Source organism: Saccharibacillus kuerlensis DSM 22868, from assembly GCF_000378145.1.
Lineage (GTDB): Bacteria > Bacillota > Bacilli > Paenibacillales > Paenibacillaceae > Saccharibacillus > Saccharibacillus kuerlensis.
Genome location: NZ_KB899297.1, coordinates 1 through 19,000, shown reverse-complemented (window position 1 = coordinate 19,000; position 19,000 = coordinate 1). Strand labels below are relative to the sequence as shown.

Here is a 19,000-nt window from a genome sequence, read left to right as displayed (position 1 = left end):
GACCTGTTCCATAGAGAAGCGTTTTAGATCCTAGTTCTGATAACTAGGGCTGCAAGCTGTCGCTTTTCTTATCCTGCGAACTGCTGCGATAGATAACCTCCTGCCGGGAAGACCGATTTCGGATAACCGCCAGCAGTTGGGTCGCCATGTAATCGGGAGAATGAACGAGCCCGCCTTCAATCCATGCAAGAATCATGCCCCAGATGGCATAAGCCTGATAACTGGCATACAATTCGCGATCAACTTGGGGATTCGATATACTGCTCTCCAGGTCGGACAGGCTGAGCTGCTTGAACACGCTGCAGATGCGGTCGGGAAAGCCCGGCAGCGCCTGCGATTTGACGATCAGCGTATAGAAGGCAGCGTGTCGATGAACATGTTCGAAAATCTTGATCGCCGAAGAGGTCAGTTCCTGCAGGACAAAAGAGTCAGTATGCAAATAAGGTTCCCGGTAGGAGGAGACCAGATCGGTCATGGTATCGTCAACAATCTCGGCGAGCAGTTCTTCTTTGTCCCGGTAATGCTTGTAAAAGGTTCCCCGGTTGAGATCGGCGCCGTGAACCAGGTCGGTGATCGAGATCCGCTTGAATTCGCGTTCCCGCATCAGGGTCAGCAGCGTTTCTTTTAATGCTTTTTTGGATTTACGGACACGGCGGTCGGCAGAGTCTTCCGCTATCTGCGAAGTCATAGGAGTCCTCCTTTTTCATGAAATCTACTTATGATGAACAGGGAAGCTAGCAGATGTTCATTAACGTACAAATGGCTCGGGTTTTACCGATTGTATGCGTTATCTATGATTGATTATACTGAATTGGAGAGCAGTTAATGAACAGTTGTTGACGAAAAATAGTTCTACTTTAAATCGGGAGGCTGAGCATATGAAACTTCAAGGCAAAACGGCAATCGTAACGGGCGCGGCATCGGGCATGGGGCGCAGTATCGCCATCCTGTATGCGGCGGAAGGCGCGAAGGTTGCAGTATCGGACATCAATCTCGAAGCAGCGGAAACGGTCGCACAGGAGATTAAGGATGCGGGCGGCGAAGCGTTTGCGATCAAGACCAATGTAACGTCTGAAGCAGACATTGTGGAACTGGTCGATCACACAGTCGAAAAATACGGTACGCTCGATATTCTGGTCAACAATGCGGGCATTATGGACGGCTTCACGCCTGCGGGCGATCTGACGGACGAGCTGTGGGAGCGCGTATTTGCAATCAACACGACTGGTCCGATGAGAGCGATACGCAAAGCCCTCCCGATCTTTTTGGAAAAAGGACAGGGAGTTATCGTCAATATTGCTTCGGCAGGCGGCTTGAACGGGTCGCGCGCGGGTGCGGCTTACACGGCGTCGAAGCACGCGGTAGTCGGCTTGACGAAAAACGTGGGCTTCCAATATGCCGTCAAAGGCATCCGCTGCAATGCGATCGCACCGGGCGGCGTAGCGACCAACATCTCCGCCACTATGGGGCAGCCGAATGAATTCGGTATGGAGCGCGCCATGGTCGGTATGGGACTGAATCCGCGGATCGGCGAAGCGGACGAGATTGCCAAAGTCGCGCTGTTTCTAGGCTCCGACGATTCCAGCTTCGTTAACGGCGTGACGCTCGCGGCGGACGCAGGCTGGACAGCTTACTAAATTCCAAGTGTGCAGCATGAAAGCCTCTTCGACTCGATACGGCAGCCTTCAAGGAAAGCCATATCGCAGGAAGAGGCTTTTTGGTATGGGGAATATGTAGTGTCGAATACCGAGATCAAACGCAAGCGAATCGTAAATGAATTGCAAAAGAATTGCAAAAGAATTGCAAAAGAATTGCAGATAATGAATGAAGCTCTTTTGATCAGCCTGCTAGAATATCACGTGGACGAGGAGGAGTCGCAATAGCAGATTTACTGCGAGATATCCAGGCAGCAGCCGATAAGATAAGTAAAGGCAGCAGAAAGAACCTTTTCCTTTTGCCCATTTGTGCGAATCCATCAGTCTTTTACGGAAGATGGGCGAGCCGAAGTTTGCGTATGGGCGGCGGAAACAGGTTCTTTTTTTGCGGTAAAATGGTATAGTGAACACGGAAACAATGCGAACGGACGTTGGACAGGCGATGCGAGCAGTATCCAATTTTAATATAGATGGAGAGTTAAATATATGAGTGAGCAAAAAGACAAGTCGACCACACCAAGCCGCAAAGAGCGCAAACTTCAGACGGCCAAAGAAGAGAAGAAGAAAAACAGAGGCTCTGGCAAAAAGCCGGCAGCTAAGCGCAGCAGCAAGCCGGGCGCGGGCAAGAGCGAAAGCAATCAGGGCGCAGCGGCAAGAATTGCGGACAAGAAAAAGCCGAGCAGACGTCCGGCTTCTTCCGGCGAGAAGCGCCGTCCTGCGACTGCGGGAGGAGAACGTCTCAGTCCCGCTGAGCGTTACGAACAGCGCCAAAGCGAGCGGACAGCCGGCGCACCGGTTACCGGCAGCACGTCCGGCAAGCCTTACGCGGGCGATAAAGGCAGAGGCCCGACATCGGGTCAGCCCTATGCGGGCGGCAAAGTGAAAACAGCTCGCGAAACGGCCGAGCGCGATCGGGCGCGGACAGCAGCGAATGCAGGCGGCAGAAAGCCTGGGACGGCCGTTCCGGCAGGTACAGGCGTTCAAGGGCTGCCTAAGGCAGCGCGTCCGCACAGCGAAGCCGCAGTGCCAGGCAAAAAGCCGCAGGCAGAGCTGAGCGGTGCGCCGAAGCGTCCGGACCCGACCGTTCCTACGGTTGAAGCCGAGCAGATCAAGGCGGGCGACCGTATCGTCGTGACGATCAAGCGGATCGGCATCAACGGCGAAGGCGTGGGCTACTACCGCCGCAAAGCGGTCTTCATCGACGGCGCGATCACGAACGAAGTGGTCAAGGCGGAAGTGATCGAGACCCAGGAGAAATTCATGAAGGCCAAGCTGATGGAAATCGAAAAGAAATCGCCGGACCGGGTGGAACCGCCTTGTCCCGTATTCGGGATCTGCGGCGGCTGCCAAATCCAGCATATTTCGTATCCGGGCCAACTGCGTGCGAAAACGGAAATCGTGCGCGAAGCGTTCAGCCGCTATACCGGCCTGAACGATCTCAAGATCAAGCCGATGCTCGGTATGGATCGGCCTTGGGACTACCGCAACAAGGCGCAGCTGCAGGTCGAGCGCCGCGACGTCAAAGGCTCCAAGAGCGAGATCGTGGCCGGTCTCTATGAGATCGGCAGCCACGAGATCGTCGATATCAGCGGCTGCCCGATTCAGCATCCGCAGGTCAACCGCGCCATCGAGCGCGTCAAGGCTGTGCTCGGCGAGCTGAACATTCCGCTGTCCAAAGGCGACAGCCGCGGCGGACGCAGCGATATCAAAGACAGCGGCCCGCGCAAAGGCGTGCGCACGATCGTCGTGCGCTACGGCTTCCAGTCGGAACAGCTTCAAGTTACGCTGGTGACCGAGAACGCCGATATTCCGCGTCAGGAAGAACTGATCGAGCGTCTGCGTCTGGAACTGCCGGAGATGACCGGTTTGTCGCTGAACGTCAATCCGCTCAAGACCTCGCTGATCTTCGGCGAGCGCACGACCAGCCTGTGGGGCTCCGAAGCGATGAAAGAATCGCTGGGCGATCTGGAGTTCGAACTGTCGCCGCGTGCGTTCTTCCAGCTTAACCCGGAACAGACGACCAAGCTGTACGAGACGATCCGCGTAGCGGCCGCTCTGACCGGCAAAGAGACCGTCGTCGACGCCTACTGCGGTACCGGAACGATCGGTCTGTGGCTGGCGCCGTATGCCGCCGAAGTACGCGGCATCGAGATCATTCCGGAAGCCGTCGAAGATGCGACGCGCAACGCCGCTCTGAACGGCCGCGACAACGCCCAGTTCTTCGAAGGCGAAGCCGAAGACCTGCTGCCGCGCTGGGCCAAAGCCGGCCTGAGCCCGGATGTCATCGTGGCTGACCCGCCGCGTACAGGACTTGACCGCAAGTTCCTGGAGACCGTCCTGCGTACCAAGCCGCAGAAATTCGTCTACGTATCGTGCAACCCGTCGACACTGGCGAAAGATTGCAAAGTGCTGCTGGACGGCGGTTACGAGATCCAATCCGTACAGCCGCTCGATATGTTCCCGCAGACGAGTCATGTGGAATGCGTGACGGTGTTGGTGAAAAATTCGTAAACAGTGATTAAACCCGTGCAATTCCAAGGAAATTCGTGCTAAAAGTCGAATAAGACGCGATAAATTGCTAGAGGAAACAAGAGTTGGCATTCATTCCTCCAACTACGCACGAACAGCCGACCGGACTTCAGGCATCTTTCCTGAAGATCGGTCGGTTTTTCTTTTCTCAAGGTTCTTTTCTTTCGCTTAAAATGCTTGCCGGTGGTATGGGAACAACCGAGCTCATGTAAATGTTGTTCGAATATGAATAATTAGATCCAAAGAACTATATGCCTGTGAGTAAGTCTAAATACGAATACGCTTCATAGGATCCAGTCTTACTATATCAAGATCCTTCACAAAGTAGGATAAGTTAAAGAACTGAATAGAATCATATTATTATAAGTCGAAATAGAGTATTTATAATAAACGTCATAATTGTCTGCCTGTTTGGCTTGGTTAGTCTCCCAGAAGTTACCCTGCATGCAGAAAGAGTATCTTTTGTTATGATCCTTTTTTTTGAAAAAGATTCTATGAATGGGTAACAAGTCATAGTAGAATTAGTTCGTAAGTGTGAGAAGACATCTGGGAGTGGGTTAAGATGACACAAATTATGATTGCTTTGCTGACAGGAGCCATCATTTCATATACTTTTTTGACATACCAATATAAACGATTAGTTAAAAATAAAAAACAGCGCTCTGATAATGAAAAGATGCTAATCGGATTAGTTGAAAATTCGCGTGACGGCTTTTATCATTTTGAAGTTAAGCCTAAATGGAAGTTTCGCTATTCATATCCTCCTTTCGAAGTTACCTTCGGTAAAGAGCAGGGAGAGTTAGTCTATGACAACCCTTTAATGGCATTCGAACGTGTCCATCCGGATGACCGGGACCAGCTTTTTAAGAAGGTTAAAGGAGAGATTGACTACGATAAGCCAGTCATTTATCGAATTGCAATGGGTGAAGAAGCATTTAATAAAGGTGAATATAGATTGTTTGAAGAGTATACAACGCCTGTTTACCAAGACGGTGAACTGGTAGCCATTCAAGGAATCTTGCGGGATATTACTGAGAAGAAAGAACTTGAGGAAAAACTGGAGTATCGCATTACTCACGACAGCCTTACGGGAGTTTACAATCGTGAGTATTTTGATAGGCAGATGGAGAAGTATGAAGAAGAGGAAGATACAGCGTTTGGGATCATCATTATTGATTTAGATAATTTAAAAATAACAAATGATACTTATGGCCATCGGCAGGGAGATCGATTGATTAAAGAAGCAGCTGGAATATTGAAGACGTATTCGTCAAAAAAAGTGGTTGTCTCAAGAGTTGGTGGAGATGAGTTCGTCATTCTTTTGGTTGGAACAAATTCAGAGGAGATTGAAGGTTTAGTACAGCGTATACATAATGATGTGAATATTTACAACAGCAATAATCAAGATATAGAAGTGCATTTGTCAGTCGGTTACGCATTTAGTGAACAATCTATTGGCAAGATGGAGAATGTTTATATGGAAGCGGATAGAAAAATGTACGAGAACAAGAGAAAGAGGAAGGGTCGATAATTTCGAGAAATAATATGAGCCTACTTAGGTACAAAACTAACAAAGGATTCAATTATGATCGTTGAAGCTAATTCATAATGAACAAAATTGAATCTCGGTACGAAAAAAGCCTAAGCAGATCATCCGCTTAGGCTTTTTCTTGATTACCGATATCTAGCATGCTGATCTGTCAATACACCGCGATCGGCCCATAAGGTCCCTGCAGAATCTCAATCTTCGTCTCAAAAATATCCGTCAAAATATCCGGTTTCATAATCTCTTCCACCGTGCCGAAAGCGGCAATCTGACCGTGCTTCATCGCACAGATTCGATCCGAATATTTGGCTGCGAAATTGATATCGTGCAGGACGGTCAAGATCGTTCGGCCGAACTCGGTAGCAGCATACTTCAGATGCTCCATCATCTGAACCGAACGGGCCACGTCAAGGTTATTCAAAGGCTCGTCCAGCAGCACGTATTCGGTCTCCTGGCACAGCACCATCGCCACATAAGCTCTCTGTCTTTGCCCGCCGGAAAGCTCGTCCAGGTACCGGTTTTCCAGCGCGGTCAGATCCAGAAAGTCGATATATTTGGAGATGATGTCTTCGTCTGCCTGTGTCAGTCTGCCCTTGGAATAAGGGAATCGTCCGAATCCGGCCAGCTGTCTGACCGTAAGCCGCGTGACAAAATGATTTTCCTGCCGCAGGATCGTAAGAATTTTAGCGAGGTCTTTCGATTTGGAAGTGGCGATATCCATGTTGGCAACGGTAATTTGGCCTGCGTCCAAGTCGAGCAGCCTTCCGATCATCAGCAGCGTCGTCGACTTGCCTGCGCCGTTCGGTCCGATCAACGAAGTCAGTCCCGCTTTCGGGATTTCGATATTCAGAGGACCTATGGCCACTTCGTCTGTATACGATTTTTTGACGTTCTCGATTTGTATCATAGACTACCCCTTCTTAAGACAACGATTAAAAACAGGATGCCGCCGACCAGTTCGATAATGATGGATACGACTCCCTGCGCATGGAACACATGATTCATAATGAAATATGCGCCCGTAATAATCACAAACGCGATAGCGAAAGCCATCGGGAACACGTAGCGGTGATCATAGGTCTGTGCCGCCTGGTATGTTAACGTGGCAACCAAAAATCCGTAAAACGTAAGCGGACCGACGAGAGCCGTCGAGATCGCCATTAAGATTGAAACCAGTACGAGCGTGTAGATAACGCCGGCTTTGTGCCTGCTTCCCAGAGAAGTCGATACCTCTTTGCCCATTGCCAGCAGATTCAAGCGTCTGGCGTGAGCCAGCAGAAGAAAGGCTACGACGACGACAATTGGAATTGCAATCGGAAAATAAGCGGCGTCCGCATTGTTGACGGAAGCGAATAACCGGGTCTGGAGCAGGTCAAATTCGGACGGCGCAAGCAGTCTTCGCATAAAGGCGGATACGGAACCCAGGCCGGTACCCATAATGATGCCGATCAGCAGCAGAATTTGCAGGTTTCCATATTTGCCGGACAGCAGCCAGCCGTACAGGATCAGACACATTAAGACCATTGCCGCTACTTGATAGAGAAAAGAATCCACGCCGCTGAAATTCACAAATGCCGCAGCTCCTAGAAAGAAGATCGTGCTGGTATGTATTGTGGAATACAGGGCTTCAAATCCCAAAAGGGACGGCGTAATAATCCGATTGTTCGTAATGCTCTGGAAGGAGACCGTTGCAAGACTTTGGCAGACGGCAGCGATCAGCATGGCTACGATGGCGACCATTCTTCTTTCTACGACCGGTACAAAAGAAGGGGAGGTGACCGGAACGGGATTGTTGTAGACCAACAGTCCATAGGTAGAAAGAAGGCCTAATAGCAGCAGCGTGACGAGCAGTATCCAATAATGCTTGGCTTCTTTTGGTGTACGAAAGGCGCTGGCCGCTCTTCTTTTCCGAGGAAGACTAGCTCTGACGGGTGACGGGTTGCTTTGTGTGAATTCGCTCATCGCGTTGTTCTTTTAGACCTCCTCTGCTTCAACAAAATCAAGATAAACACGACCGACCCCACGGTTCCGAGAATCAGGGAGACCGGGATTTCGAAAGGCATAATCAGAACACGTGACAGAATGTCGCAGGCCATAATCGTTCCCATTCCCAGCAGGCACACCCAAGGCAGATTGCTTCTAAGGTCGTCGCCTCTGAACATGGATACAATATTCGGTACAATCAATCCCAAAAACGGCAGATTGCCGATAACGGCAGCGACGATTCCGACAGCCAAAGAAATCAGTGCCGTGCCTATAAAAATGATACGGTTATAATTGACACCCAAGCTTGTGGCGACGTCCTGCCCCAGTCCGGCGAGCGTCAAACGATCGGCACAAATGAAAATCAAGACTGTGACCAAGACGATAATCCATAAGTATTCGTATCTTCCGATTTGAATGTTTGAAAAAGAGCCGATATACCAGCTCTCAATATTCTGAGTCATTTGGAAAAGAAGTCCAATAAACGTCGAAATTGCGGAAATGACCGCTCCGAGCATCATTCCGATAATCGGTACGATCAAGGATGACCGCAGTTTGACTCTTCGCAGCAGTAAAAAGAAAAGCATGGTCCCTATAAACGAAAAAAGGATCGCACCGGTCATTCTCAATAAGAGACTTGGGGCCGGAAAGATCAAATAAACAAACAAAAGTCCCAGACCCGACCATTCGATCGTTCCGGTCGTAGTAGGTTCAACGAGACGGTTTTGCGTAACAAGCTGCATGACAAGTCCTGCCATAGCCATTGCGGCTCCGGTAAGCATTAATGAGAGAGTTCTCGGCACTCGGGTAGTGAAAAACATCTCTTTTCCGTCCGCTTGTCCTTTGATATCGTAAACACCGGTGAAAAGAGAGATCACGCCCAAAGCAATAATCGCGATAATGGCAGCGATAAAAGGCCAAGTCCACAATTTATTAGAATGATGCCGGGTTTGAATAGATTCAAACCCGGCTGTTTGAGGCATTACATTTTTCACCACGATGCGATGCTCCTTTTTGTTACTTGGTCAAAGCTGCGGAAAGGTTGTCGAACAACTCGATATAAGTTTGGATAGACTCATTGACGTAAGTGTCGTTCGGCGCGTAAACGATATGTCCTTCTTTGACAGCCTTGGCGTTTTTCAGCGCAGGCGCTTGGTCGATCACGTCTTGAGCAGGAACGGCGTCGGTTTCGCTGGAGATTGCCGCGTCACGGTCCAGTACGAAGATCCAGTCCGGATTGCTCTGGGCAATCGCTTCGACCGAGATGTCGTCACCTTGGTGATCGGAAGAAGCGGCGTCAACTTCCAAAGCCGGAGTCCAACCAAAGATTTCGTACATCGGTCCCCAGACGCGTCCGTTGTGAGGAGCCGAGAAGCCGATGCTTCCTCCGGAAACGACAACGCTCATTACGGTATCTTTTCCATTGTAAGCGGCTTTGGCTTTTTCAATAGATTCGTCGAAACTCGCGTTCAGCTTGTCGGCTTCTGCCGTTTTGTCAAAAATTTTGCCCAGGCTGACTGTCGAATCTTTAAGTCCGTTCACCAAATTTTGTCCAGGTGTTTTCTCAGCGTCGGAGACGTCAAAGCTCAAGTCGACAACGGCAGCGTTAGGTACCAGTTTTTTGATATCTTCATAATAATCCGCGAATCTCTGGCCGACAATAACAACGTCGGGATCGAGCGAGGCCAGAAGTTCAAGATTAGGTTCACGGTGATTTCCGATATCCTGCACGGCTTCGTCTTTTACATAAGGCGAGTCGGCGGACATAACGCCTTTTGGTACAGCCGCCAATTTGATGTCCCAGTCGGACAGCGTCTCAAACGTACGGTTGTCCAGTGCGACAACTTTCTCAGGATTGACGGGAACTTGAATCTTTCCGTGGATATCCGTAATTTCAACGGTTGCAGGAGCAGCAGCAGCGGCTTCAGGCTGTGCAGCCGGGGTACTTGAGTTTGAGCAGGCCGTCAGCATAAGCATCCCAGCCAATACCGGAGTAGACATCAATTTAAAGAAAGCGGACTTTTTCATATGAACCTCCTGAAGTATAATATAATATGTATTTGCATCGTTGTTCAAAGCGCCGATTACAATCAATAACCTCCTCTTTTTTTAGTGTAGGCGCCGTAGATAATCGAAAAATTTGATAATGATTCTCATTACCAGTGTAAACTCATTATATCAAAATCAAACTAATAATCAATGGCTATTGTTTATTTGCGAGTTTTTTTGCGTTTTTTTCCTTTACAGCAAGGTTTGGTTTGGCATTTTGTATAGAATCGGCGTACTATAGTATGGGTTTGATAACGCCGTGTTAAACGGTTGAATGATCGTATGACAGTTGAATGATTATAGGATAGTGAGGTTTTTTACATGACACAAAACTTTTGGGATACGCTGCCGCGTCCCTTTTTTATATTGGCTCCTATGGAAGACGTAACGGACGTTGTGTTTCGCCATGTAGTAAGCGCGGCAGCCAAGCCGGACGTCTTTTTCACAGAGTTTGCGAATACGGAAAGTTATTGTCACCCGGAAGGACGCCACAGCGTACGCGGCCGGTTGACGTTTACGGAAGACGAGCAGCCGATTGTCGCCCATATCTGGGGAGATAAACCGGAATATTTCCGTCAGATGAGCATCGGTATGGCGGAAGAAGGATTCAAAGGCATCGATCTCAATATGGGCTGTCCCGTGCCGAACGTAGCGGAGAACGGCAAAGGAAGCGGTCTGATCTGCCGTCCTGAACTTGCAGCGGAGATCATTCAAGCGGCCAAAGCCGGCGGACTGCCCGTCAGCGTGAAGACAAGGCTCGGTTTCAGCTCGTTGGACGAATGGAGAGGCTGGCTGACCCATGTCCTGAAGCAGGATATTGCGAACCTGTCCATTCATCTGCGAACGCGGGATGAAATGAGCAAGGTTGACGCGCATTGGGAACTGATTCCCGACATTAAGCAGCTGCGGGACGAGATCGCGCCGAACACGCTGCTGACGATCAACGGAGATATTCCGGATCGTCAAAAAGGATTGGAGCTTGCGGAAAAATACGGCGTAGACGGCATTATGATCGGACGCGGCATTTTCCACAATCCGTTTGCTTTCGAGAAAGAACGGAGAAAGCATGAACCCCATGAACTGCTTGATCTGCTGCGGCTGCATCTGGATCTGCATGACCAGTACTCTTCGGAGCTTGAGCCTCGTCCGTTCAAGGCGCTGCCGCGCTTCTTCAAGATCTATATCAAAGGTTTCCGCGGAGCGAACGAGCTGCGAACGAAACTGATGGAAGCCAAGTCGACGGCGGAAGTGCGTGCGGGCCTGGAAGAGTTCGAGAGCAGACTGAATCTGGTACGGTCAGAAAGCTGAAGCGGCAGGAGAATCGTTTGACGCAGAATATAGGACCATCAAGGCTGCCAAATTAAGACGAAATGCAGGGCAAACGAAAAGACTTTCACGGGAACGTGAAAGTCTTTTTTTGTTCGTTCGAACAGCGTTAAGACAATAAATTACACAGGTAACACTTCAAACGAAATTTATTTAAGATTCCGAAAACAATCCATTTATATGTTTGATATTCACATGATATACTGATGTATAAATTACAGAAAGCAGCAGATCCAACCCGCTGCATTCTACTCCATGAATGATGTTGAATAATTAAAGTAGATGGGGTAATGATGTTGAAGATTTTAATCGCCCACCCGGATCACCTGACACGAAGCGTTTTCACTGCCTACTGCAAGCGTCTTTCTTATTTGGATTGCCAAGGCGTTCGCAATGAAGCGGATGCTCTGCAAGAAATTACCAACACCGCTTACGATGCCGCAATCCTTCCCTTTCAATGGCTGTCTCCTACTACTTCCACAACCTCCCTTTCGCAAGAGATCCAGAACCTTCAAACTTTACGCTGTATTATCATGACAACTGATTTTTCCCGGGAAGAAGAAAAATGGTGCGAAGACCATCAATTAGGCATGTATGTTCAGCTGCCTATTTCATTCGGTTTGTTCAAGGTGCTGATTTCCCGAGATCCTTCGTCCAGACAGTGAAATCTGCTGACAGAGAAAACGAACATAGCGTAAACAAAAGGCTGTCGAGACATTCTCGGCGGCCTTTTGTTGTTCGTTGAATGCTTCAGCCGACGCTTCCTATATGTAAACAGCCGCGACAGAGACGTGGAAAAATTTTGGGCTGAACTTTGCGGTTGTCATTACGTTAGCGACGGCGATCGTAATCTACTTCCAGGTCGCACATGGGAAAAGCGTAAGTTTCGACCTATACCCGGGCGTATTCCTGATCTTGGCATTCGCGCTTGCGAACGCTTTTTCGGAAGAGATCATTTTTCGCTTCACCTTTGTCGCTGTCGTCAGCAAATACGGATACTCTCCATACATAGCACAAGGACTTGGGGCCGCGGTCTTCGGCGTTGTCCATTATTTTGGGAATCCCGGCGGTATAGTGGGTGTACTGATGGCTGCCTTTATCGGCTGGTTTCTAACCAAGTCGATGTTGGAGACCAAAGGATTTTTCTGGGCGCTGATCATTCATTTCCTGCAGGATGTCGTGATATTCACAGCTTTGTTTATGGAGTAGAAATGAAGATGAACAAAAGAAAAGGGCCGCGGAAAATATTCTGCAGTCCTTTTTCGTGTTACATTGTAGAAGAAAAGTGTTCAATTCCCGCGTATACGAAATGTTTGGTGCAAAGTTATGATAAAACCAATCGAAACAAGGGAGGATCTGCCAGTGAATATGACTTGGAGATGGTACGGAGAAAACAACGACAATGTGACGCTTGATCACGTTCGGCAAATTCCGGGTGTGATGGGCATTGTATGGTCGCTGCACGACAAGGTTGCCGGGGAAGAGTGGGAAATGGAACGCATACAGGAAGTGGCTGATCAGATTACAAGCAAAGGATTCAGCACGGCAGTATTAGAAAGCGTTAACATTCACGACGATATCAAAATTGGCCTGCCTACGCGCGACAAGTACATCGACATCTACATAGACACGATCCGCAAACTTGCCACAGTGGGCGTCAAAGTTATCTGCTACAATTTCATGCCTGTTTTCGATTGGACACGCACCGAGCTTTATAAGGAACTGCCGGACGGATCCAACGCACTCTTTTACGAAAAAGCCGCTATTACGGATAATCCCCGCGCAATGGTAGACCGTATCTTGCAAGGGGCGGGATCATTTACGATGCCTGGCTGGGAACCGGAACGTCTGGCCCAATTGGATGAGCTGTTTGCTGCCTATGCCGATGTGACGGAAGAGAAGCTGTCCGAAAATTTGCAGTACTTTTTGGAGCGGGTCATCCCGGTATGCGAAGAGGTAGACGTCAAAATGGCGATTCATCCCGACGATCCGGCTTGGCCGATCTTCGGTCTGCCGCGGATCGTTCGCAGCCGAGATACGATTCGCCGTCTGCTGGATATGGTCGACAGTCCGTATAATGGTCTTACTTTTTGCACCGGGTCGCTTGGAACCAATCCTGCAAACGATCTGCCGGCCATGATCAGGGAGTTTCACGATCGGATTCACTTCGCGCATATCCGCAATATCAAAGTGTTCGAAAACGGCGATTTTATCGAAGTTTCGCATCGCGGACGTGACGGGAATGTCGACGTAGCCGAAGTGGTCAAAGCTTATCACGAGACCGGATTCCAGGGTTATGTGCGCCCGGATCACGGACGGCATTTATGGGGAGAAGAGAAAAATTGTCGTCCCGGTTACGGTCTGTATGACCGAGCACTGGGCATCATGTATCTGCTTGGAGTCTGGGACAGTCTCGAAAATGCGAAGGACGAGAAGGGAGCCGATTGAATGCTTCGTTTATCGCTCAACAGTTTGGCCGATGAAGCAAAGTGGCAGGCCGCAGGGGTCGAGCTGCCGAAATTCGATATTGAACAGGTCTCGGCGAATACGGCGGAAAATCCGGAATGGGTGCACTTCGGCGCAGGCAATATTTTTCGCGGTTTTGTAGCCAATGCCCATCAAAAGCTGCTCGACAGCGGCAGCGCAAGCACCGGCATTGTGGCTGTAAAGTCATTGCGTGCCGGAACAGTCGACAAGACAGCTACTAAGACAGCCGAAAAGGTCTATGGTCTTGACGACAACCTTACCTTGGTCGTGCTGATGAATGCGAGCGGCGAATTCAAAATGAATGTGGTCGCAAGCATCGTCGATACGCTCGTCATGGGGAAAATGATCGGGGAAAGTCGGGCAGATGATTATAATCGTTTGATTGCCATGTTCGAGAATCCAAGTCTTCGGATCGCCAGCTTTACGATTACGGAGAAAGGCTATTCGTTAACGGGGCCGGACGGCGAATTTTCGGACACGGTTCAGGCGGATCTGGAGAACGGTCCCGAACATCCGCAGCATCTGATAAGCCAGGCAGCTTCCCTCGCGTATCGACGCTATCTGAAAGGGCAGTATCCGATCTCCTTCGTTAGCATGGATAACTGTTCCCGCAACGGAGATAAGCTGAAGGATGCAATCGTTACGATAGCGGCGGAATGGGAGAAGCGCGGATTGACGGAGGAAGGTTTCACCGCTTATTTGCAGGACGGCAGCAAAGCGACTTTCCCGCTCTCCATGATCGACAAAATCACGCCGAGTCCGTCGGAAAGAGTACGGGCGGCGCTTCTGGATCGGGGCATAGAAGGCATGGACATCGATACTTCCGGAAGCTCGCCGAGGGCGCCTTTCGTAAACGCGGAAGTCAGCGAATATCTGGTGATCGAAGATCGTTTCGCGAACGGCCGTCCTCCGCTGGAAGAAGCGGGGGTGATCTTTACCGACCGGAACACGGTAAACCAAGTGGAGACGATGAAAGTAACCACCTGCCTGAATCCGCTACATACGGCGCTTGCCGTATCAGGATGCCTGCTCGGGTACACGTCGATCGCCGACGAAATGAAAGATCAAACGCTGCGAAAATTTGTGGAAATGATCGGTTTTACGGAAGGACTGCCCGTCGTTGTGGACCCTGGTATTATCGATCCGGAATCATTTTTGCGAGAAGTGCTGAACGAACGGTTTGCCAATCCTTTTATCCCGGATACGCCGCAACGTATTGCGACCGATACGTCCCAGAAGGTCGGTATTCGTTTTGGAGAGACGATCAAAGCCTATGCCCGCAGGGAAGACCTTGATCCTGCGTCGCTTATAGCCATTCCATTGGCGATCGCGGTCTGGTGCCGTTATCTGCTTGGCGTAGACGATAAGGGCAGTGTTTTCGTACCGAGTCCGGACCCTATGCTGGAGACGCTGCAGCAGAAGCTGGCGGGCACGAAACTGGGCGATTCCACCTCCAATGTGCGCGCCGTTCTCGAGGATCAAAGCATTTTTGGCGTTCGGTTGTATGAGATCGGACTCGGGGACAAGATTGAAGGGATGTTCCATGAAATGCTGGAAGGTCCCGGCGCGGTGCGGAAAGTACTGGAGAAATATGTGCTGCAGGAAGTTTGAATCTGTTATATCCATAAGTTTGTTTGAAAAAGTCGGTCTGCATCCAGGCCGGCTTTTTCATGTGCAGAAAGCGATTTTCTTTTGGAATCGCTTAGGCAGAATTGATGGATAGTGAAAGAAAAGCATTCGTTACTCTCCTTCAATCCTATATAGAGGCGGCTTATAAAGGAAAAGACCGATTACAAAACGATTGTAGAAAAAATACAGTTCAACCAGTCGACGCCGGAACAAGCGTATGAAGAATTGTTGAAAACCGCAAATCAGTACAAGGCGGAAGCAGGCAAATAACTAAAAAAGGGTTGGCCGAGCATGCGGGCCGGCCCTTTTTTAGATTTAATTTTCAATTAAAGCTTAGTTTAAGCTTTCTCAATGATAATGAGATCAGAAAGAAGAAAGCGCCTAGTAATCAACAATGACAGACTTTGTCATAAAACTAAAAGTGGAGGAATAATCATATGAACAACAAATGGATGACCAAAGGCATGGTGGCAGTAATCGCAGGGACAATCGTACTGTCCGGATGCGGCACGAAAGAAACGGCCGAGACGGAAACGACGGTTGAACAGGCGGAAAGCGCAACGACGGAAACTACGACCGATGCGCCGACAACCGAGACGGTATCGGCGGATGCGACCCAAGGCGCTGAAGGAACTCCGCCCGACGGTGCAGGAGGCAGGCCGCCGACAGGCGGCGGAGGCGGTGCTCAGGCTGAAGCCAAAGAGTCCATCATCGAGATCGTGGAACAGGTCGCTGCCGATACGACGATCACAGAGGAGTCGGATGAAGCGGCGCTTGCCGAAGAATTCCTGGCAACGCTGACCGACGAACAGAAAGAGTTGGTGTCCTACGAGCTGACGGAAGAAAATGCGGTACACTGGACCAATCTGCCGGCCAACTCTACCAACCGGAATGGCGCGGCGCTGGGCGATCTGTCCAACGAAAGTATCGAAGCGGCGCTGAAGCTGGCCAAAGCTGTGTTGAGCGAAGAAGGCTTTGAAACGATGCTAAACATTATCCGTGCGGACGAATTCCTGACGACGGACACCGGCCGCACGGAATGGGGATCGGGCATGTACTATATCGCGCTTCTGGGCACGCCATCGGACAGCGACACATGGATGATGCAAATTAGCGGACACCACTTGGCCGAAAACTTTGTCTTTAACGGCCAAGAAGTGAGCGCGACGCCGCAGTTTACCGGTACGGAACCGCAGACATTTGAGCTGGACGGGACAACGTACTCCCCGATCGACACGCGTAAAGAGGGCATGTATGCCATTATCGATTCGCTGAGCGAAGACCAACTGACGATGGCGCAGATTTCGCAAACCTTTACGGACGTTGTCGTCGGTGCCGGCAAGGACGGACAGTTCCCAGAAAGTGAAGGTATTCTGTATTCGGAATTGAGCACAGAGCAGCAGGAACTGGTGAAAACGGCAATCAGAGCGTGGGTTGAAGACGCAGATGCGGAAACGTCAGAAACGCTGTTGGGCGAATACCTGTCCGACGAAGCACTGGCAGAAACGTATATCGGCTGGTCGGGTTCGACGGATCCGGACATGATCGGTTCGTACGTTCGAATCGACGGACCTCGCCTGTGGCTGGAAATGGCTGCTCAGCAGGGGGTCGCTTACAACAGTGGCGAATCTGCCGAAGCACATTTCCATACGGTATGGCGCGATAAAGTAGCGGATTACGCCGGAGAATTCACGGAGTAAAGAGCCGGATAAATGACACAAACAGCGAAAAGGATCTTTAACTCGAAGATTCTTTTCGCTGTGTATTTTTGTCAATTTTCTTTTTTCGACAAAATGCCAGTCCTCATTTGTCCGGATCTGTGGTACGCTTATCGGATATCCGCACAGCACCAGGCGAGACCGAAGGAGTTAAATCAAACATGAGCGAGAACCAACCGAACAACGAAACCGTGAACGAAACCGTGAACGGAAACGATACAGTAAACGATACAGCCAACCATGAAGAGAACCATACAGAGAACCATACAGAGAACGAACCTGAACTTACGCAGGAAGTCTCGAGTAAACAAGCGGCTTCGGCCGAAGTTTCCCAAGTCTCATTTTCTTCCTACAACCTCAGCGAAGAAATCACTCGAGCGCTTGACAGCCTGGGCTACAAGTCTGCGACCCCTGTCCAGCAGCAGGTGATCCCGCAGGCGCTGGCAGGCAAAGACGTTACCGTTAAATCACAGACGGGCAGCGGTAAAACGGCGGCTTATGGCATTCCTCTATGCGAACTGCTGGAGTGGGAAGAAAGTCGTCCGCAGGCGCTGATTCTGACGCCGACCCGCGAGCTGGCTGATCAGGTGAAAGAAGACATTATGAATATCGGACGCTTCAAACGGATCAAAGCGGCAGCGATCTATGGCAAGCAGCCGTTCGACCGCCAGAAGAGAGAACTGATGCAGCGCAATCACGTGATCGTCGGCACGCCGGGACGTGTGATGGACCATATCGAGAAAGACACCATCGATCTGGAGCGCATTCAATATCTGGTGATCGACGAAGCGGACGAGATGCTGAGCATGGGCTTTATCGAACAGCTGGAGAAGATTATTAAGCAGCTGCCGAAGGAACGCGTGACGATGCTGTTTTCCGCGACGCTTCCGAAAGACGTGGAGGCGCTCTGTCACCGCTACATGAAGAACCCGGTTGATATCGAGATCGGTTCGGCAACGGACAAGCGGCAGACGCAGATCCAGCACAAGCTGTACACGGTAGGCGAGAAGTCCAAGCCGGCCCTGCTGCAAAAAGTGACGGTCGTCGAAAATCCGGACAGCTGTATGATCTTCTGCCGGACCAAAGACAATGTGGATGCGGTAGCGAATCATCTGGAGCGTCTCGGCTATCCGGTGAACAAAATCCACGGCGGCATGGAGCAGGATGACCGCAACCGCGTGATGAACGAGTTCCGTGCCGGGCAGTTCCGATACCTGGTCGCAACCGACGTGGCGGCTCGCGGCATCGATATCGACCGGATTACGCATGTCATCAACTACGATCTGCCGATGGAAAAAGAAAGCTATGTCCATCGCACCGGACGCACAGGCCGTGCGGGTCAAAGCGGCACGGCGATCACGTTCGTCACGCCTTTCGAAGACAAATTCCTGCATGCGATCGAACGCTATATCGGCTTCGAGCTGCCGCGCGTCGAGGAGCCTTCCGCACATACGGTAGCCGCAGCGCAGACCGACTTCGACCGCAAACTGCGCGACCGTCCGGCCCCGAAAAAGAGCCGCGGCGAAGAGCTGAACGCGGACATTATGAAGCTGTATTTTAACGGCGGCAAAAAGAAAAAGCTGCGCGCCGTCGACTTCGTAGGCACCATCGCCCGCATCGAAGGCATCACCGCAGACGATATCGGTATCATCAGCATCCAGGAGACTGTCACTTACGTAGATATCCTGAACGGCAAAGGCAATAAGGTGCTCAAAGCGATGCAAGAAACGACAATCAAAGGCAAGTTGTTGAAAGTGCAAAAGGCGCGGACTTAAAAGAAGAATTTAACGAGCAATTAGAGTGCTTGACTAGGGCCTGTATGCAAACCTGTTTCAGCAAAATCCGAAAGAGTTTGTTGCAGGTGTAATAGAAGAAATTAAAGGTTTAACGGGGAAATAGAAAATAAGTGCGTATATACACTTATTTTTCTCGAATTTCTAATTTTCGCTGAAATAAGTGCTCCTATACACTTATTTCAGCGTTTTTGCGTCTCTAACCGTACTTTTATGTGAAATAGCTGCACCTGCGCACTTATTGTACGATTTGGCGAGCTTTTGCGAAAAATAATTGCATATGGG

At 50.1% G+C, this 19,000-nt stretch carries 15 protein-coding genes; 10 read left to right on the top strand and 5 right to left on the bottom strand.

The features are described 5' to 3' along the window. Nucleotides 1–43 precede the first annotated feature (43 nt). Complete coding sequence (locus tag F456_RS0116600) at nucleotides 44–688, bottom strand: TetR/AcrR family transcriptional regulator (protein WP_018978177.1); 645 nt, start codon at nucleotides 686–688, stop codon at nucleotides 44–46. Between the two features lie 190 nt (nucleotides 689–878). On the opposite strand from F456_RS0116600, the gene F456_RS0116595 reads away from it, so the two are divergent. From F456_RS0116595 to F456_RS0116575, 3 genes are all read left to right on the top strand, one after another. Beyond that, on the top strand, nucleotides 879–1,637 hold the full coding sequence (locus F456_RS0116595) for an SDR family oxidoreductase (RefSeq protein ID WP_018978176.1): 759 nt from the start codon (nucleotides 879–881) through the stop codon (nucleotides 1,635–1,637). A gap of 504 nt (nucleotides 1,638–2,141) precedes the next feature. After that, a complete protein-coding gene (gene rlmD, locus F456_RS0116585; protein ID WP_018978174.1) occupies nucleotides 2,142–4,166 on the top strand; it encodes a 23S rRNA (uracil(1939)-C(5))-methyltransferase RlmD in 2,025 nt (674 codons plus the stop codon). Nucleotides 4,167–4,746: 580 nt separating this feature from the next. Then, a complete protein-coding gene (locus tag F456_RS0116575) occupies nucleotides 4,747–5,715 on the top strand; it encodes a sensor domain-containing diguanylate cyclase (protein ID WP_018978172.1) in 969 nt (322 codons plus the stop codon). Between the two features lie 169 nt (nucleotides 5,716–5,884). Here the strand turns inward: F456_RS0116575 and F456_RS0116570 are convergent, their stop codons facing one another. From F456_RS0116570 to F456_RS0116555, 4 genes are read right to left on the bottom strand one after another with little or no spacing between them, the layout of a single operon-like run. Then, nucleotides 5,885–6,637 (bottom strand): iron ABC transporter ATP-binding protein, encoded by a 753-nt coding sequence (locus F456_RS0116570; RefSeq protein WP_018978171.1) that lies wholly within the window; start codon nucleotides 6,635–6,637, stop codon nucleotides 5,885–5,887. After that, nucleotides 6,634–7,692, bottom strand: a complete 1,059-nt coding sequence (locus F456_RS0116565) for an iron chelate uptake ABC transporter family permease subunit (RefSeq protein WP_018978170.1) — start codon at nucleotides 7,690–7,692, stop codon at nucleotides 6,634–6,636. The genes F456_RS0116570 and F456_RS0116565 overlap by 4 nt, the downstream gene beginning before the upstream one ends. After that, nucleotides 7,689–8,696: an ABC transporter permease gene (locus tag F456_RS0116560; RefSeq protein ID WP_040925342.1), complete on the bottom strand. Its 1,008-nt coding sequence runs from the start codon at nucleotides 8,694–8,696 to the stop codon at nucleotides 7,689–7,691. Before F456_RS0116560 ends, F456_RS0116565 begins: the two co-directional genes overlap by 4 nt. Nucleotides 8,697–8,730: 34 nt before the next feature. After that, nucleotides 8,731–9,741 carry a siderophore ABC transporter substrate-binding protein gene (locus tag F456_RS0116555; protein WP_026293940.1) on the bottom strand — a complete coding sequence of 337 codons (1,011 nt, stop codon included), beginning with the start codon at nucleotides 9,739–9,741 and terminating at the stop codon, nucleotides 8,731–8,733. 342 nt (nucleotides 9,742–10,083) lie between these two features. On the opposite strand from F456_RS0116555, the gene F456_RS0116550 reads away from it, so the two are divergent. From F456_RS0116550 to F456_RS22870, 7 genes are all read left to right on the top strand, one after another. Beyond that, nucleotides 10,084–11,070, top strand: a complete 987-nt coding sequence (locus F456_RS0116550; protein ID WP_018978167.1) for a tRNA dihydrouridine synthase — start codon at nucleotides 10,084–10,086, stop codon at nucleotides 11,068–11,070. Nucleotides 11,071–11,378: 308 nt separating this feature from the next. Continuing rightward, on the top strand, nucleotides 11,379–11,753 hold the full coding sequence (locus F456_RS0116545; protein ID WP_157060120.1) for an ANTAR domain-containing protein: 375 nt from the start codon (nucleotides 11,379–11,381) through the stop codon (nucleotides 11,751–11,753). A gap of 250 nt (nucleotides 11,754–12,003) precedes the next feature. Then, the gene (locus tag F456_RS22875) at nucleotides 12,004–12,297 is read left to right on the top strand and encodes a CPBP family intramembrane glutamic endopeptidase (RefSeq protein WP_018978165.1); all 294 of its coding nucleotides are present in this window, start codon (nucleotides 12,004–12,006) and stop codon (nucleotides 12,295–12,297) included. 153 nt (nucleotides 12,298–12,450) lie between these two features. Then, nucleotides 12,451–13,536, top strand: coding sequence for a mannonate dehydratase (gene uxuA, locus F456_RS0116535; RefSeq protein WP_018978164.1), 1,086 nt, complete (start codon nucleotides 12,451–12,453; stop codon nucleotides 13,534–13,536). Further along, nucleotides 13,537–15,186: a mannitol dehydrogenase family protein gene (locus tag F456_RS0116530; protein WP_018978163.1), complete on the top strand. Its 1,650-nt coding sequence runs from the start codon at nucleotides 13,537–13,539 to the stop codon at nucleotides 15,184–15,186. 455 nt (nucleotides 15,187–15,641) lie between these two features. Further along, nucleotides 15,642–16,904 (top strand): DUF3500 domain-containing protein, encoded by a 1,263-nt coding sequence (locus tag F456_RS0116525; protein ID WP_018978162.1) that lies wholly within the window; start codon nucleotides 15,642–15,644, stop codon nucleotides 16,902–16,904. A 179-nt stretch (nucleotides 16,905–17,083) separates the two neighbouring features. Further along, nucleotides 17,084–18,697: a DEAD/DEAH box helicase gene (locus tag F456_RS22870; RefSeq protein ID WP_018978160.1), complete on the top strand. Its 1,614-nt coding sequence runs from the start codon at nucleotides 17,084–17,086 to the stop codon at nucleotides 18,695–18,697. Nucleotides 18,698–19,000: the final 303 nt, after the last annotated feature.

What these genes read in the sequence shown, in the direction of transcription:
- F456_RS0116555 (WP_026293940.1), bottom strand. Translation starts at nt 9,741, where the DNA reads ATGAAAAAGTCCGCTTTCTTTAAATTGATGTCTACTCCGGTATTGGCT.
- F456_RS0116545 (WP_157060120.1), top strand. Translation starts at nt 11,379, where the DNA reads ATGATGTTGAAGATTTTAATCGCCCACCCGGATCACCTGACACGAAGC.
- F456_RS0116570 (WP_018978171.1), bottom strand. Translation starts at nt 6,637, where the DNA reads ATGATACAAATCGAGAACGTCAAAAAATCGTATACAGACGAAGTGGCC.
- rlmD (WP_018978174.1), top strand. Translation starts at nt 2,142, where the DNA reads ATGAGTGAGCAAAAAGACAAGTCGACCACACCAAGCCGCAAAGAGCGC.
- F456_RS0116595 (WP_018978176.1), top strand. Translation starts at nt 879, where the DNA reads ATGAAACTTCAAGGCAAAACGGCAATCGTAACGGGCGCGGCATCGGGC.
- F456_RS0116550 (WP_018978167.1), top strand. Translation starts at nt 10,084, where the DNA reads ATGACACAAAACTTTTGGGATACGCTGCCGCGTCCCTTTTTTATATTG.
- F456_RS0116565 (WP_018978170.1), bottom strand. Translation starts at nt 7,692, where the DNA reads ATGAGCGAATTCACACAAAGCAACCCGTCACCCGTCAGAGCTAGTCTT.
- F456_RS0116560 (WP_040925342.1), bottom strand. Translation starts at nt 8,696, where the DNA reads ATGCCTCAAACAGCCGGGTTTGAATCTATTCAAACCCGGCATCATTCT.
- F456_RS22870 (WP_018978160.1), top strand. Translation starts at nt 17,084, where the DNA reads ATGAGCGAGAACCAACCGAACAACGAAACCGTGAACGAAACCGTGAAC.
- F456_RS0116530 (WP_018978163.1), top strand. Translation starts at nt 13,537, where the DNA reads ATGCTTCGTTTATCGCTCAACAGTTTGGCCGATGAAGCAAAGTGGCAG.
- F456_RS0116525 (WP_018978162.1), top strand. Translation starts at nt 15,642, where the DNA reads ATGAACAACAAATGGATGACCAAAGGCATGGTGGCAGTAATCGCAGGG.
- F456_RS0116575 (WP_018978172.1), top strand. Translation starts at nt 4,747, where the DNA reads ATGACACAAATTATGATTGCTTTGCTGACAGGAGCCATCATTTCATAT.
- F456_RS0116600 (WP_018978177.1), bottom strand. Translation starts at nt 688, where the DNA reads ATGACTTCGCAGATAGCGGAAGACTCTGCCGACCGCCGTGTCCGTAAA.